Origin of the sequence: Pseudomonas mohnii (assembly GCF_900105115.1) — a bacterium.
GTDB lineage: Bacteria > Pseudomonadota > Gammaproteobacteria > Pseudomonadales > Pseudomonadaceae > Aquipseudomonas > Aquipseudomonas mohnii.
Window position 1 is genome coordinate 5,926,465 of record NZ_FNRV01000001.1, and the last position, 12,535, is coordinate 5,938,999.

12 protein-coding genes are annotated in these 12,535 nt (G+C 61.7%); 6 read left to right on the plus strand and 6 right to left on the minus strand.

What is annotated here, in order from left to right; genetic code table 11:
* Positions 1 to 75: 75 nt before the first annotated feature.
* The 6 genes from BLV61_RS27715 to BLV61_RS27740 all read right to left on the minus strand — a co-directional run bounded on the left by BLV61_RS27715 (position 76) and on the right by BLV61_RS27740 (position 6,471).
* Positions 76 to 1,377, minus strand: a complete 1,302-nt coding sequence (locus BLV61_RS27715; RefSeq protein ID WP_090468761.1) for an OprD family porin — start codon at positions 1,375 to 1,377, stop codon at positions 76 to 78.
* Between the two features lie 118 nt (positions 1,378 to 1,495).
* Complete coding sequence (locus BLV61_RS27720; RefSeq protein ID WP_090468763.1) at positions 1,496 to 1,975, minus strand: MarR family winged helix-turn-helix transcriptional regulator; 480 nt, start codon at positions 1,973 to 1,975, stop codon at positions 1,496 to 1,498.
* A gap of 73 nt (positions 1,976 to 2,048) precedes the next feature.
* Positions 2,049 to 3,188 carry a cyclohexanecarboxyl-CoA dehydrogenase gene (gene aliB / locus BLV61_RS27725; RefSeq protein ID WP_090470003.1) on the minus strand — a complete coding sequence of 380 codons (1,140 nt, stop codon included), beginning with the start codon at positions 3,186 to 3,188 and terminating at the stop codon, positions 2,049 to 2,051.
* A 59-nt stretch (positions 3,189 to 3,247) separates the two neighbouring features.
* Positions 3,248 to 4,030: a 2-ketocyclohexanecarboxyl-CoA hydrolase gene (badI, locus tag BLV61_RS27730; RefSeq protein WP_047528100.1), complete on the minus strand. Its 783-nt coding sequence runs from the start codon at positions 4,028 to 4,030 to the stop codon at positions 3,248 to 3,250.
* 31 nt (positions 4,031 to 4,061) lie between these two features.
* Positions 4,062 to 4,829: an SDR family NAD(P)-dependent oxidoreductase gene (locus tag BLV61_RS27735; RefSeq protein ID WP_047528102.1), complete on the minus strand. Its 768-nt coding sequence runs from the start codon at positions 4,827 to 4,829 to the stop codon at positions 4,062 to 4,064.
* A 46-nt stretch (positions 4,830 to 4,875) separates the two neighbouring features.
* A complete protein-coding gene (locus tag BLV61_RS27740) occupies positions 4,876 to 6,471 on the minus strand; it encodes an AMP-binding protein (protein ID WP_244159930.1) in 1,596 nt (531 codons plus the stop codon).
* 238 nt (positions 6,472 to 6,709) lie between these two features.
* Between BLV61_RS27740 and BLV61_RS27745 the strand changes: the two genes are divergently transcribed.
* The 6 genes from BLV61_RS27745 to BLV61_RS27770 are packed head-to-tail and all read left to right on the plus strand — an operon-like array spanning position 6,710 to position 12,525.
* Positions 6,710 to 7,486, plus strand: coding sequence for an enoyl-CoA hydratase (locus BLV61_RS27745; RefSeq protein ID WP_047528107.1), 777 nt, complete (start codon positions 6,710 to 6,712; stop codon positions 7,484 to 7,486).
* A gap of 51 nt (positions 7,487 to 7,537) precedes the next feature.
* Complete coding sequence (locus BLV61_RS27750) at positions 7,538 to 8,398, plus strand: enoyl-CoA hydratase/isomerase family protein (RefSeq protein ID WP_090468768.1); 861 nt, start codon at positions 7,538 to 7,540, stop codon at positions 8,396 to 8,398.
* Positions 8,399 to 8,446: 48 nt separating this feature from the next.
* On the plus strand, positions 8,447 to 9,643 hold the full coding sequence (locus BLV61_RS27755; protein ID WP_047528111.1) for an acyl-CoA dehydrogenase family protein: 1,197 nt from the start codon (positions 8,447 to 8,449) through the stop codon (positions 9,641 to 9,643).
* Between the two features lie 11 nt (positions 9,644 to 9,654).
* Positions 9,655 to 10,797, plus strand: a complete 1,143-nt coding sequence (locus BLV61_RS27760; protein ID WP_047528112.1) for an acyl-CoA dehydrogenase family protein — start codon at positions 9,655 to 9,657, stop codon at positions 10,795 to 10,797.
* A gap of 34 nt (positions 10,798 to 10,831) precedes the next feature.
* On the plus strand, positions 10,832 to 11,581 hold the full coding sequence (locus BLV61_RS27765) for an electron transfer flavoprotein subunit beta/FixA family protein (protein ID WP_090468770.1): 750 nt from the start codon (positions 10,832 to 10,834) through the stop codon (positions 11,579 to 11,581).
* On the plus strand, positions 11,581 to 12,525 hold the full coding sequence (locus BLV61_RS27770; protein WP_090468773.1) for an electron transfer flavoprotein subunit alpha/FixB family protein: 945 nt from the start codon (positions 11,581 to 11,583) through the stop codon (positions 12,523 to 12,525). Before BLV61_RS27765 ends, BLV61_RS27770 begins: the two co-directional genes overlap by 1 nt.
* The last annotated feature ends 10 nt before the right edge of the window (positions 12,526 to 12,535 follow it).

The following is a 12,535-nucleotide window of genomic DNA, read 5'->3' on the forward strand; positions in this document are numbered from 1 at the left end:
GGCTCCCTCGCCACGGTTGTGACGATGCCACTTCTGGCTGAATTCAGTTCCGGGACAATGGGCGTAAACCTCGGCCTACCAGAACTTGAACGTGTACGCGACGATCAGGCGATTTTCATCCACGTCGGTCGTTGCGCTGCCGCGATACGTGACATTGCGCCAGCGCAGGCTCAGGTTTCGTAAAGGCCCGCTCTGGATCACGTAGGCAATGTCGGTATTGCGCTCCCACTCTTTGGCGGCAACGCCTCGAATCTCGAAATCATTGCCTCGCATGTAGCGGGTCATCAATGTCAGTCCGGGCAGGCCCATGGGGGCAAAGTCATAGTCATAGCGCAATTGCCAGGAATCTTCCCTGGCCCGGACAAAGGGTTGGTATGTGCCGTTATTCAAGGCCCAGGGATCGGCAACCGACAAATAGGGAAGTCCGGTGTCGCCACGTTGGTTTTGATAACCAAGGCCCAGGGAATGGCCGCGGCTGCTCACCGTGAACATGCCACCCAAATAGCGGTTGTCGACGTTGGTATGGCCTTCGTTATCGCTGCCGAAGTAGCGTAGGTCGGCCTTGAAGTTGACGCTTTCGGTCAACGCCGACTTGTATAAAAGGCTGGCGGCATTCTGGCTGTAATTGTCCTTCAGTTCGGCGCGGTAAAACGTGGCGCTGAGATTGGGCTGGAGGGCGTAGGTCGCGCCTGCGTAGTTGAAACGGTCTGTGGGCACGCCGCCGGTAGAGCCATCGGCCGCCATGCGCATGTCTTCATAGTCTGACGAGTCGCGCTGATGGGCCTGGCGAAATTGTCCGGCGGTGAGGCTCAGGTTCTGGATGTCAGTGGAGACGACCTGACCACCCTGATAGGTTTGTGGCAACAGCCGTGTGTCATTGCGGAACAACACGGGCATGACCGGTTCGTGGTTGCCGAGGGTGACCAGGGTCTTGGCGACTTTGAGCTTGGCGGTCGGCGCCAGGAAACTGTACTCGTCGACGGGCTCGCCAGTCCGTTGATTGCGCTGCAGGACACCCGTACCACTGCTGCCGCCGCCGGAGTCGAGCTTGACGCCGACCAGCCCCAGGACATCAAGGCCAACGCCGACCGTACCCTCGGTGAACCCGGAGTTACCGCGCAGAATGAAGCCTTGTGCCCAGTCTTCGGCCTTGCTCTGAGGCTTGCCATCATGGCGCGGTCCGTCGGACAGACCCGCATCCCGGTAATCGCGATTCATGTAGAAATTTCGTGTTTCCAGGCTCATGTGGCTGTCGGCGACCAGGTCTGCATGGGCCTGTGTCGCGAGCAATAACGCAGACACACAAGTGGCTTTCAAGGAATACCGGGCGCGAGTCGGCCCGGCCAGATGCCCAGTGACGGGATTGGCTGTACGCATGATGTGATGTTCCTGCCTGCCGTGAGTTGTTTTTGTTGTTCAGCCAGCCCCTGGAAAGGGCTGTTCAGGGTTTTATGAACAATGACGCTTGGGCGAGGGCAGGAAGGTTGGGATCAGCCTATTGCGCCTCGTCGTCTTGCTGCTCGCTACCGAGCGATATGGCGGCCATGTCGCCCTGTAGCTTGTTGAGGTAATGCAGCAGGCTGACGCTGTCGTCGAAACTGAAGCCTTTCAATGCCTGCTGGTAAAACGTCTGGATCCTTTCCTGCAGAGAGTCCCAGAATGTCCTGCCGGTATCGGTCAACTGCACCAGGCGGGCACGTCCGTCATCCGGGTGGGGCACGCGCAGCACATGGTTGTCGCGCTCCATGCGCTTGAGTACACCGTCCAGGCTCTGGCGACTGACGAACAGGTATTCGGTCAGTTCAAAGAACGAAATACCCCCTTCATAACGTTCGCGTGACAGTGCGCCGAGCACGGCCCATTGCACCGTGCTGATGCCCATCTCTTTCTGGACTTGCCTTTGCAGCACGTTACCGGTCTGGAACAACCGGAAAAACAGCGTATTGGGTACGGATCGGGTATCGCTATTGTTCATCAATGTTCCTTGTCGGCTCCGTAAGGACGAGCGCGGCTGTATGAGCGCCCGGCCTGGCGGAGCAGGCAGGGCATCAGTTGGGGACAAATTCGCGCGCGATGATATTTTTCATGATCTGCGCGGTGCCGTCACCGATTTGCAGGCCAAGTACATCGCGCAAGCGCTGGGCGAACGGCAGGTCCTCGCCGTAACCGGTGTGCCCATGGGCCAGCAGGCACTGCTTGACCACATCGAACGCCAGTTTCGGTCCCCACCATTTGTTCATGGCCGCCTCGGCATTGTGCGGCAGCTTATTATCCTTGAGCCACAAGGCGTAATAGCACTGCAGGCGCGCAGCATGCACGTAGGTCTGCAATTCTGCCAGTGGGTGGGTCAAACCCTGAAAGGAAGACAACGCCTGGCCGAAGGCCTTGCGTTCGGTCAGCCATTGCCAGGTTTCATCCAGCGACTGCTGGGCCAATGCCAGGCACTGCAGGCCGATCAGGGCGCGGCTGTAGTCGAAGCCCTGCATCACCTGTTTGAATCCCTTATTTTCATCGCCCAGGCGATGGCTGGCCGGCACTTCAACGTTGTCGAAGAAAATCGACCCGCGGCCAATGGCACGCTCGCCGGCATCCTCGAAACGGGTGGTGCTGATGCCCGGCAGGTTCATGGGCACCAGAAAAGCGCTGATGCCGCTGGCGCGTTGCTCCACGGTGCCGGTGCGGGCGAAGACCACGGCGACATCCGCCTGATCGGCCATGGATATAGACGTCTTCTCGCCGTTGAGCACATAGACGTCGCCTTTGAGTTCGGCCTTCAGGCGCAAGCTGGCAGCGTCGGACCCGCCGCCGGGTTCGGTCAGGGCAATACAGGCGACCTTGCGCCCGGCCGTCATTTCACCCAGCCATTCCCGGGCCAGCGATGCGTCGGCGTAGCGGGCGATGATCTGGCCGTTCAACGACGTCAGCAGTGGGATGTACGCGACGTTGAAGTCGCCACGGGCCAGTTCTTCGATGATCAGGCCGGCGGTGACACAGTCCAGGCCGCTGCCGCCGAACTCCTCAGGCAGTTCGCCGCCAAGCAGGCCCATTTCGCCCATTTGGGCAATGACTTCGCGCTCGATGCGGCCGTCGCGATCCCGCTGGCGGTAACCGGGGGCGAGGACGTCAGCGCTGAATCGTGCAACGCTGTCGCGGATGGCATTTTGTTGTTCTGTGAATGCGAAATTCATGATGCTCTCCAGGCCATTCGGGTGCTGAACCGGCAGCGCCATGGCTGCCGGCGCAGGGATCATTTGTAGAATTTACGGAACTCGGGCTTGCGCTTTTCCTTGAAAGCGGCGACGCCTTCCCTGGACTCCTCAGTGTCGTAGTACAGGCTCAGGGCCTGCATGCCGAGGCCGCCGATGCCGCCGATGTTGGCGCTGTCGGCATTGAACGAGCGCTTGGCGATGGACAGCGCGGTAGGGCTCTTCTCGAGAATTTCCTCGCACCATTTCTGTACTTCTTCATCGAGCTGATCGTGGGGCACCACGGCGTTGACCAGCCCCCAGTCAAGCGCCTGGCGGGCGCTGTACTTGCGGCACAGGTACCAGATTTCGCGGGCGCGTTTTTCGCCGATCAGGCGCGACAGGTAGGCGGTGCCGTAGCCTGGGTCGACCGAGCCGACCTTGGGGCCGACCTGGCCGAACACCGCGTTTTCGGAGGCGATGCTCAGGTCGCAGACCACGTGCAGCACGTGCCCGCCACCGATGGCGAAGCCGTTGACCCGTGCGATCACTGGCTTGGGTACTTCGCGGATCAGGTTCTGCAGCTCTTCGACCGGCAGGCCGATCAGGCCGCGGCCGTCGTACTGGCCTTCATGAGCGCCCTGGTCGCCTCCGGTGCAGAAGGCCTTGTCGCCTGCGCCGGTGAAGACGATGACGCCGATTTCCTTGTTCCAGCCGGCGCGGTTGAACGCGTCAATCAGCTCCATGCAGGTCTGGCCGCGGAATGCGTTGTAGCGCTCGGGGCGGTTGATGGTGATGGTCGCGACACCGTTGAGTTCTTGGTACAGGATGTCTTCGTAGTTCATTGCATGCTCTCCCATATGAGTATCGTCTGGCTTAGCCAGCCATCGTCAGGCCGCCGGACACGCTGATGACTTGACCGGTGATGAAATTGGCATCGTCGCTGGCGAGCAGGGCGATGATTCCCGGATAGTCTTCCGGTTGGCCGAGTCGGCGCATCGGCACGGCATTCTTGAAGGCTTCCAGGAGCTTTTCCGGGTTGCTGGAGGTTTCGGCCACGCTTTTGAGCAGCGCGGTGTCGGTCGGACCGGGGCAGACCACGTTGACGTTGATGTTCTTGGTCGCCAGCTCCCGCGCCAGGGTTTTGCTCAAGCCCACCAGGCCAGCCTTGCAGGCTGCATAGACGGCCTCGCCCGACGAGCCGACGCGGGCGGCATCAGAGGCAATGTTGATGACTTTGCCGCCACCGGCCTCGAGCATTTTCGGCAGCACCACGTGGTGCATGTTCAGGGCACCGGTCAGGTTGATCGAAATCAGCTGCTCCCAGAGCTTTGGTTCGGTCTTGAGAAACGGCATGAAGCGGTCGAACCCGGCGTTGTTGACCAGTACGGTCGGCACACCCAAGTCTTTTTCGATGGCCGCCACGGTCTGGGTGATGGCGTCGTAGTCGGCGATGTCGGCGGCATAGGCGACTGCTTTTCCACCGGCTTCGCGGATCAGGTCGACGGTGACCTGCGCCGCAGCGCTGTCGCGATCCAGCACCGCCACCCGGCTGCCTTCGGCGGCGAAGCGCTGGCACACCGCGCGGCCGATGCCGCCGCCCCCGCCAGTGATGATCACGGTTTTTCCACTAAGGCCTTTCATGGGGCATTCTCCAAGTCAGTTGAGTTGCGTGTATCGAGTGTGTTGATCAGCGACGCTTGGCCGGGTCGATGCGAATGTTCGCGGCCCGCTCGTGCAGCTTGAATTTCTGGATCTTCCCGGAGGGCGTGCGGGGCAGGGCAGGCAGCACCTCCAGGTACTCGGGCAAATAGTTGCGCGACAGACTGTGTTCGAGCAGAAAGGTCACCGCGTCATCGAGGCTCAGCTCCGTGTAGCCGTCATGCAACGTGACGTAAGCGCAGACACGCTCACCGAGTCGCTCGTCGGGGCAGCCCACCAGGGCCGCCGCCGAAATGGCCGGGTGCTTGTAGAGCAGGTTTTCCACCTCAACCACCGGAATGTTTTCGCCGCCGCGGATGACGACATCCTTTGTTCGTCCGGTGATGCGGATGTAGCCCTGGGCATCCATACGGGCCAGGTCTCCGGTGGAGAACCAGCCCTGGGCGTCAACGCCGTAGAGATCGGGGCGCTTGAGGTAGCCCACGAACAGGCTCGCGCCGCGGACCTGAAGATGGCCTTCGCTGCCGGCGGGCAGCGCAAGCCCGGCATCATCGACCACCCGCACATCCATGAGCGGTAGCACCACGCCGTCGCTGTAGATGGCCCGCTCGGGATCGTCCTGCGGACGCGTCATGGTGGCAGCGCCGGTTTCGGTCATGCCCCAGGCCGAGATGATTTTCGCGTTGATGCTGTTGCCAGCCTTTTCCACCAGGCTTTCCGGAATGGGCGCGCCGGCCGAGACAAAAAAACGCAGGCTCGTGAGCGCGTCACCATTGTCCGGTGCGAGCTCGATCAAATCGGCGAGAAACGGTGTTGAGGCCATCGTGAAAGTCGGGCGCTCGGCGGCGGCGATCCTTATGGCGGTGCGCGCATCCCAGACGTCTTGCAGTACCGCTGCCGCGCCGAGGTAGATGGGCATCATCAGACCGTAGAGAAAACCGGTCTGGTGAGCCATGGGCGAGGCCATGAAGATAATGTCTTCGTGGCCAAGCCCCAGGCGCTCGGCATAAGGAATGATATTGCTCAGCAGGGTCCTGGAGGTGTGCAGCACCCCTTTGGGTTCACCCGTGGTGCCGGAAGTGAAGAGCAGCTGGAGAATATCGTCGGCCTGGGGGCGTCGTTCTGCGAACAGCGCCTGGGTATCGCAGTGCTTTTCCCATTCCCGCTCGAGCAGTTGCTGTTCAAAGCTGTTGTGACCGTCACCCCCTATCACCAGTACATGGCGCAGTTCCGGCAGGTCGGTGCGCAGGCCTTCGGCCATGCTGGCGTAATCGAAACCCCGGAAGTGTTTGGGCACGACCAGAAGATGACTGCGGGCGTGGCCGAGCATGAAGCGCAGTTCGCGTTCCCGAAAGATCGGCATCAGCGGGTTGAACACCGCGCCGATACGGGCACAGGCCAGGAACAAGGCTGTCATCTGCCAGCCGTTGGGCAACTGGCAGGACACCACACTGCCTTTTTCCACACCCAGGGCGGCCAGGCCGGCACCCATGCGGGTGACCACGGCATCCAGTTCGCCGTAGGTAAACGAGACAGGATTGTTCTCGCCAGCCTGGTAGCTCGACAGGGCGCGACAGCCTTGGCCTCGTGCAACCTGTATACCCCAGTAATCTGTAATGATCATGTCACTGATAGCGCTTGTGGAGGACGCTTCCGGATGACGATCTGGTGGTGTGGCTGTCCAGGTGTTCATTTATAAGTATCGACTCTTAAGGGTTGGAATTGTTGTTTTCTTACGATCTGGTATTGCCCTTTCGATGAGCTGAAGATAAGGCTTTCAAAATTAATGTGTCAACATGTTGTCTTTAATTTTTTCTGTGGATATATTCGAAACCCATACCGAACAACAAGAGGTAGGTGACATGGCTTTCCTGAATATCCTTGTCGAGCAGCGTGCAGCCGTCGGCCTGATCCGTTTGAATCGCCCGGCTGTCCATAACGCCCTCAATGATGCCTTGATGACCGAGCTGGGCCAGGCGCTGCTGGCCTTCGAGGCCGATGAGCGGATTCGGGCCGTCGTCATTACCGGCAACGACAAAGCCTTCGCGGCCGGTGCCGATCTCAGCGAATTGCAGTTCAAGGGGTTTGCCGATGTGTACCTGGAGGATTTCGTCACGGCCAACTGGGAGACCGTCACCCGCTGCCGCAAGCCGGTGATCGCCGCGGTTGCCGGCCTGGCGCTGGGCGGGGGCTGCGAGTTGGCGATGATGTGCGACATGGTCATCGCCGCCGACAACGCTCGATTCGGCCAGCCCGAAGTCAAGGTCGGCACGTTGCCCGGTGCCGGCGGCACCCAGCGCCTGACCCGCGCCATCGGCAAGGCCAAGGCCATGGACCTGTGCCTGACCGGGCGCTTCATGGAAGTCGATGAGGCCGAGCGCTGCGGCTTGATCAGTCGCGTGGTGCCCCTGGCAGACCTGCTGGATGAAGCCCTGGCCGTGGCCGCACAGATTGCCGCTCACCCGGCGATCGCGGTGAAACTCAATAAAGAAGCGGTCAACCGTGCCTTCGAAACCACCCTGGCCGAGGGTGTGCAGTTCGAGCGGCGATTGATGCACGCCAGTTTCGCCAGTCAGGACCAGAAGGAGGGCATGCAGGCCTTCGCTCAGAAGCGCCAGCCGGTATGGACCCATCGCTGAGAAACGCGATCGATTGGCAAGCCGCATAACTATAAGAAGAGGAGCTGTCCGATGACTTCAGTCGTACAAATGACGCGAGAGGCAGGCGTGGCCTTGATCCGGGTCGACAACCCGCCGGTCAATGCCCTCGGTCACGCCGTGCGCGTCGGGCTGTTGCAAGCGTTCATGGCGGCCGAGCGGGACGGGCAGGTCGAGTTGATCATGCTCTATTGCGCAGGCAAGACCTTTATTGCCGGTGCCGATATTCGCGAGTTCGGCCAACCGGCCCAGGCGCCGATCCTGCAGGAACTGACCCTGGCCATCGAGAACGGCAGCAAGCCCTCGCTGGCGGTGTTGCACGGCTCCGTGCTGGGTGGCGGGCTGGAAGTCGCGCTGGGCTGTCACTACCGCATCGCTCACCGTGCCACCCGGCTCGGCCTGCCGGAAACCCGTCTGGGTTTGCTGCCCGGGGGCGGCGGCAGCCAACGCCTGCCGCGCTTGGTGGGTGTGCAAAGCGCGCTGGACATGATCATCGGCGGCGAGCCGATCGAGGCAACCCGGGCACTGGAGCTCGGTCTTGTTGACGCACTGTTCGACGATGAGCCTCTGGTTGCAGGCCTTGCGCATGCGCGGCACCTGTTGGCCGAGCGCGTGGGCGTGCGGCGCGTCGGCCAGATGACGATACCAACGACGTCTGCCGAGGCCAGTGCATTGATCGCGGCCCGGCGCAGCGAAATCGGCCGCACCCAGGCTGATTCGTTCTCGGCACCGCGCTGCCTCGCTGCGATCGAAGCGGCGATCCATATGCCATTGATCGAAGGGTTGCAGCGCGAGCGCGCGCTGTTTCTCGAATGCATGGCATCGCCCCAGCGCGCAGCGCTGATCGAAGATTTCTTTGCCCGGCGCCAGACAGCCAAGAGCGGCCGACGCTGAACCTGCGGCCAGCCTGGTGTTGGCCTGACCATCGACCGAGGATTTTGCATGGACATCCACTACACACCCGCCGAGCTTGAGTTCCGCACCGAGGTGCGTGCTTTCCTGCGTGACGCGCTGCCGGCGGACATCGCCAATAGCGTTCGCCTGGGCAAGCGTCTGAGCAAGGACGACCACCAACGCTGGCAGCGCATCCTTGCCCGGCGTGGCTGGTACGCGGCCAATTGGCCGGTGACCTTTGGTGGCACCGGTTGGAGCGTGGTGCAAAAACACATTTTCGAGCAGGAGTGCGCCGCCTTCGGTGCGCCGCGCCTGATCTCCTTCGGCGTCAATATGGTTGCGCCGGTGATCATGAAATTCGGCAACCCGGCGCAGCAGGCGCATTACCTGCCACGCATCCTGAGCGGAGAAGACTGGTGGTGCCAGGGCTACTCGGAACCGGGTGCCGGTTCGGACCTGGCCAGCCTCAAGACCCGCGCCGTGCGCGAGGGCGACCACTATGTGGTCAATGGCCAGAAGACCTGGACCACGCTCGGCCAGCACGCCAACATGATTTTCTGCCTGGTGCGCACGGACAGCGAAGCCCGGCAGCAGCGGGGCATTTCTTTCCTGCTGATCGACATGACCACGCCGGGCATCAGCGTTCGCCCGATCATCACGCTCGAGGGCGAGCATGAGGTCAACGAAGTGTTCTTCGACAACGTCCGCGTGCCAGTGGAAAACCTGGTGGGCGAAGAGAACCAGGGCTGGACCTGCGCCAAATACCTGCTGACCCACGAGCGCACCGGGCAGGCTGGCATCGGCCAATCCAAGGCAGCCTTGGCGCACCTCAAAGCGGTCGCCCGGCAGGAGTTGCGCAACGGCCGGCCGTTGCTGCAGGACCCGCAGTTTCGCTTGCAGGTCGCCCAGGTGGAGATTGAGCTGCTGGCCATCGAGATGAGCACCTTGCGCATCCTCGCTGCTGCCCAGGCCGGCGGTGTGCCCGGTGCCGAAAGCTCGATCCTGAAAATCAAAGGCTCGGAAATTCGCCAGGCCATCAGTCACCTGTTGCGCAAGGCGCTGGGCGCCAAGGCGTTGCCTTTCGTCGAAGCGCAATTGACCGACGACTTTACCGGCACTGCGCTGCACAGCGACTACAGCGCCGCCCCCGCCAGCCAGTATTTCAACCTTCGCAAGCTGTCTATCTACGGCGGCTCCAATGAAATTCAAAAGAACATCATCGCCAAGATGATTCTTGAGCTTTAAGGAGGCACGCAATGGACTTCACACTCAGCTCCGAGCAGCAAATGCTGCAAGACACCGTGGCCCGACTGGCCCGCGATCACTACAGCTTCGAAGCCCGCGAAGGCTATTACCACAGCGAAGCCGGCATGAGCCCGGTGTTCTGGAACCAGATGGCAGAACTGGGCCTGTGTTCGGTGCCGATTGCCCAGGAACATGGCGGCTTCGGTGGCAGCGGCGTGGACAACCTGCTGATCATGACCGAGCTCGGTCGCCACCTGTGCCTGGAGCCCTTCCTGCAGTCGCAGATTCACGCGGCCGGCCTGCTGCAACAACTCGGTGATGCCAGCCAAAAGGCAGACCTGCTGCCGCGGGTGGCCGAAGGCTCACTGCAACTGGCGGTGGCTCTGGAAGAACTGCAAAGCCATTACCAGCTGCACGATGTGCAGACCCAGGCGCGCCCGGTCGAGGGTGGCTGGTGCCTGTCCGGGCGCAAGATCTGTGTGGTGGGCGCGGCCAGTGCGGGATTGATCCTGGTGTCGGCACGAACCAGCGGTGATACACGTTGCGAACAGGGCATCAGCCTGTTTCTGGTCGAGGCGCAAGTCCATGGGTTGCAGCGTCGCGATTACCCCTGCATCGATGGCCCGCGAGCCAGTGATCTGATTCTCGACGATGTCTTTGTGTCCCGGGGTGCTTTGCTCGGTGACATCGGCGAAGCCTTGCCGGCGTTGCGTTATCAGCAGGGTCGGGCCATTGCCGGGCAGTGCGCCGAGGCCGTCGGCGGTATGCAGGAAGCTTTTCGCCTGACCCTCGACTACCTGAAGACGCGCAAGCAGTTCGGCACGCCAATCGGCAAATTCCAGGTGCTGCAGCATCGCATGGCCGACATGTGCGGCGAGCTGGAAATGGCCACCTCCATGGCCATCCTTGCCGCCTGTGTGGCTGATCAAGCCGACGGCGACGAACGCAGCCGGCAACTGGCCGCCGCGAAGTTCGTGGTGGTCCGCGCCGCGCGCCTGATCGCCGAGCAAGCGATCCAGTTGCACGGTGGTATCGGCATGACCTGGGAGTACAGCCTGGCCCATCACGCCAAGCGCCTGGTGATGCTGGGTCATCAATTGGGCGATGACGATCACCATTTGCAGGCCTACGCCGAGCTGCTGCACAGCGCCTGACCGATCACTGCACTCACACGGGAACACACTATCTATGAAAGTACTGGTTGCGGTAAAACGTGTGGTTGATTTCAACGTCAAGGTTCGCGTGAAGGCGGACCACTCCGGCGTTGACCTTGCCAACGTCAAGATGGCGATGAACCCCTTCTGCGAAATCGCCGTGGAAGAAGCGGTGCGCCTCAAAGAACAAGGGATTGCCACCGAGGTGGTGGTCGTCAGCATCGGCGGCAGTGCGGCACAGGAGCAACTGCGCACCGCGCTGGCGCTGGGTGCCGACCGCGCCATCCTGGTCGAATCCGCCGAAGATCTGACGTCCCTGGCCGTTGCCAAACTGTTGAAAGCGGTTGTCGACAAGGAACAGCCTCAGCTGGTGATCCTTGGCAAACAGGCCATCGACAGCGACAACAACCAGACAGGCCAGATGCTCGCTGCGTTGAGCGGTTACGGTCAGGGCACGTTCGCGTCCAAAGTCGAAATCAGCGGCGACAGCGTCGCGGTGACCCGCGAAATCGACGGCGGCGCGCAGACTGTTTCCCTGAAGCTGCCAGCCATCGTCACCACCGACCTGCGGTTGAACGAGCCGCGCTACGCGTCGTTACCCAACATCATGAAAGCCAAGAAGAAGCCGCTGGAGGTGCTCACGCCGAACGCCCTGGGCGTCAGCTGTGCCAGCACTGTGCACACCTTGAAAGTCCAGGCACCGGCCGCGCGTAGCGCCGGGATCAAGGTCAAGTCGGTGGCCGAACTGGTCGAAAAACTGAAGAACGAGGCGAAGGTAATCTAATGGCTATCCTGGTTATCGCTGAACACACCCACGCAGCACTGGCGGCTGCCACCCTCAACACCGTGACGGCTGCGCAGCAGATCGGCGGCGATATTCATGTGCTGGTCGCCGGTCAGGGCGCGGGCGCCGCGGCAGAGGCGGCGGCGAAGGTGGCAGGCGTGACGAAAGTGCTGCTGGCCGACAACGCTGCCTACGCGCACGGGTTGCCGGAAAACGTCGCGCCGTTGATCGTCGCGCTTGTTCAAGAAGCCGGGGCTGACAGCTACAGCCATATCCTGGCTGCCGCCACGTCCAATGGCAAAAACATCCTGCCGCGCGTCGCCGCCGCACTGGACGTCGACCAGATCTCCGAGATCATCGCGGTCGAAAGCGCCGATACCTTCAAGCGCCCGATCTATGCGGGCAACGCCATCGCGACGGTGCAGTCCTCTGCCCGCGTGAAGGTGATCACCGTGCGCGGCACCGGATTCGATGCCGCTGCCGCCGAAGGGGGCAACGCCGTCATCGAAGCGCTCGCCTTGGTCACCGACAGCGGTCAGTCGGTCTTCGTCAGTGAAGAATTGGCCAAGTCCGATCGCCCGGAGCTGACCGCCGCGAAGATTGTTGTGTCGGGTGGCCGTGGCATGCAGAACGGTGACAACTTCAAACACCTCTATGCGCTGGCCGACAAGCTTGGCGCGGGCGTGGGTGCATCGCGTGCCGCCGTCGATGCCGGTTTTGTACCCAACGACATGCAAGTCGGTCAGACCGGCAAGATCGTCGCGCCGCAGTTGTACATCGCGGTGGGCATCTCGGGTGCCATCCAGCATCTGGCCGGCATGAAGGACTCCAGGGTCATCGTGGCGATCAACAAGGACGAAGAGGCGCCGATCTTCCAGGTCGCCGACTACGGCCTGGTGGCGGATCTGTTCGACGTCGTGCCGGAACTGGAACGGGCGATTTGAGGAGGTGCTT

Excerpts from the sequence above, each read along its gene's own strand:
- BLV61_RS27740 (WP_244159930.1), bottom strand. The coding sequence starts at position 6,471 with ATGATCATTACAGATTACTGGGGTATACAGGTTGCACGAGGCCAAGGC.
- BLV61_RS27750 (WP_090468768.1), top strand. The coding sequence starts at position 7,538 with ATGACTTCAGTCGTACAAATGACGCGAGAGGCAGGCGTGGCCTTGATC.
- aliB (WP_090470003.1), bottom strand. The coding sequence starts at position 3,188 with ATGAATTTCGCATTCACAGAACAACAAAATGCCATCCGCGACAGCGTT.
- BLV61_RS27765 (WP_090468770.1), top strand. The coding sequence starts at position 10,832 with ATGAAAGTACTGGTTGCGGTAAAACGTGTGGTTGATTTCAACGTCAAG.
- BLV61_RS27755 (WP_047528111.1), top strand. The coding sequence starts at position 8,447 with ATGGACATCCACTACACACCCGCCGAGCTTGAGTTCCGCACCGAGGTG.
- BLV61_RS27770 (WP_090468773.1), top strand. The coding sequence starts at position 11,581 with ATGGCTATCCTGGTTATCGCTGAACACACCCACGCAGCACTGGCGGCT.
- BLV61_RS27735 (WP_047528102.1), bottom strand. The coding sequence starts at position 4,829 with ATGAAAGGCCTTAGTGGAAAAACCGTGATCATCACTGGCGGGGGCGGC.
- badI (WP_047528100.1), bottom strand. The coding sequence starts at position 4,030 with ATGAACTACGAAGACATCCTGTACCAAGAACTCAACGGTGTCGCGACC.
- BLV61_RS27715 (WP_090468761.1), bottom strand. The coding sequence starts at position 1,377 with ATGCGTACAGCCAATCCCGTCACTGGGCATCTGGCCGGGCCGACTCGC.
- BLV61_RS27745 (WP_047528107.1), top strand. The coding sequence starts at position 6,710 with ATGGCTTTCCTGAATATCCTTGTCGAGCAGCGTGCAGCCGTCGGCCTG.
- BLV61_RS27760 (WP_047528112.1), top strand. The coding sequence starts at position 9,655 with ATGGACTTCACACTCAGCTCCGAGCAGCAAATGCTGCAAGACACCGTG.
- BLV61_RS27720 (WP_090468763.1), bottom strand. The coding sequence starts at position 1,975 with ATGAACAATAGCGATACCCGATCCGTACCCAATACGCTGTTTTTCCGG.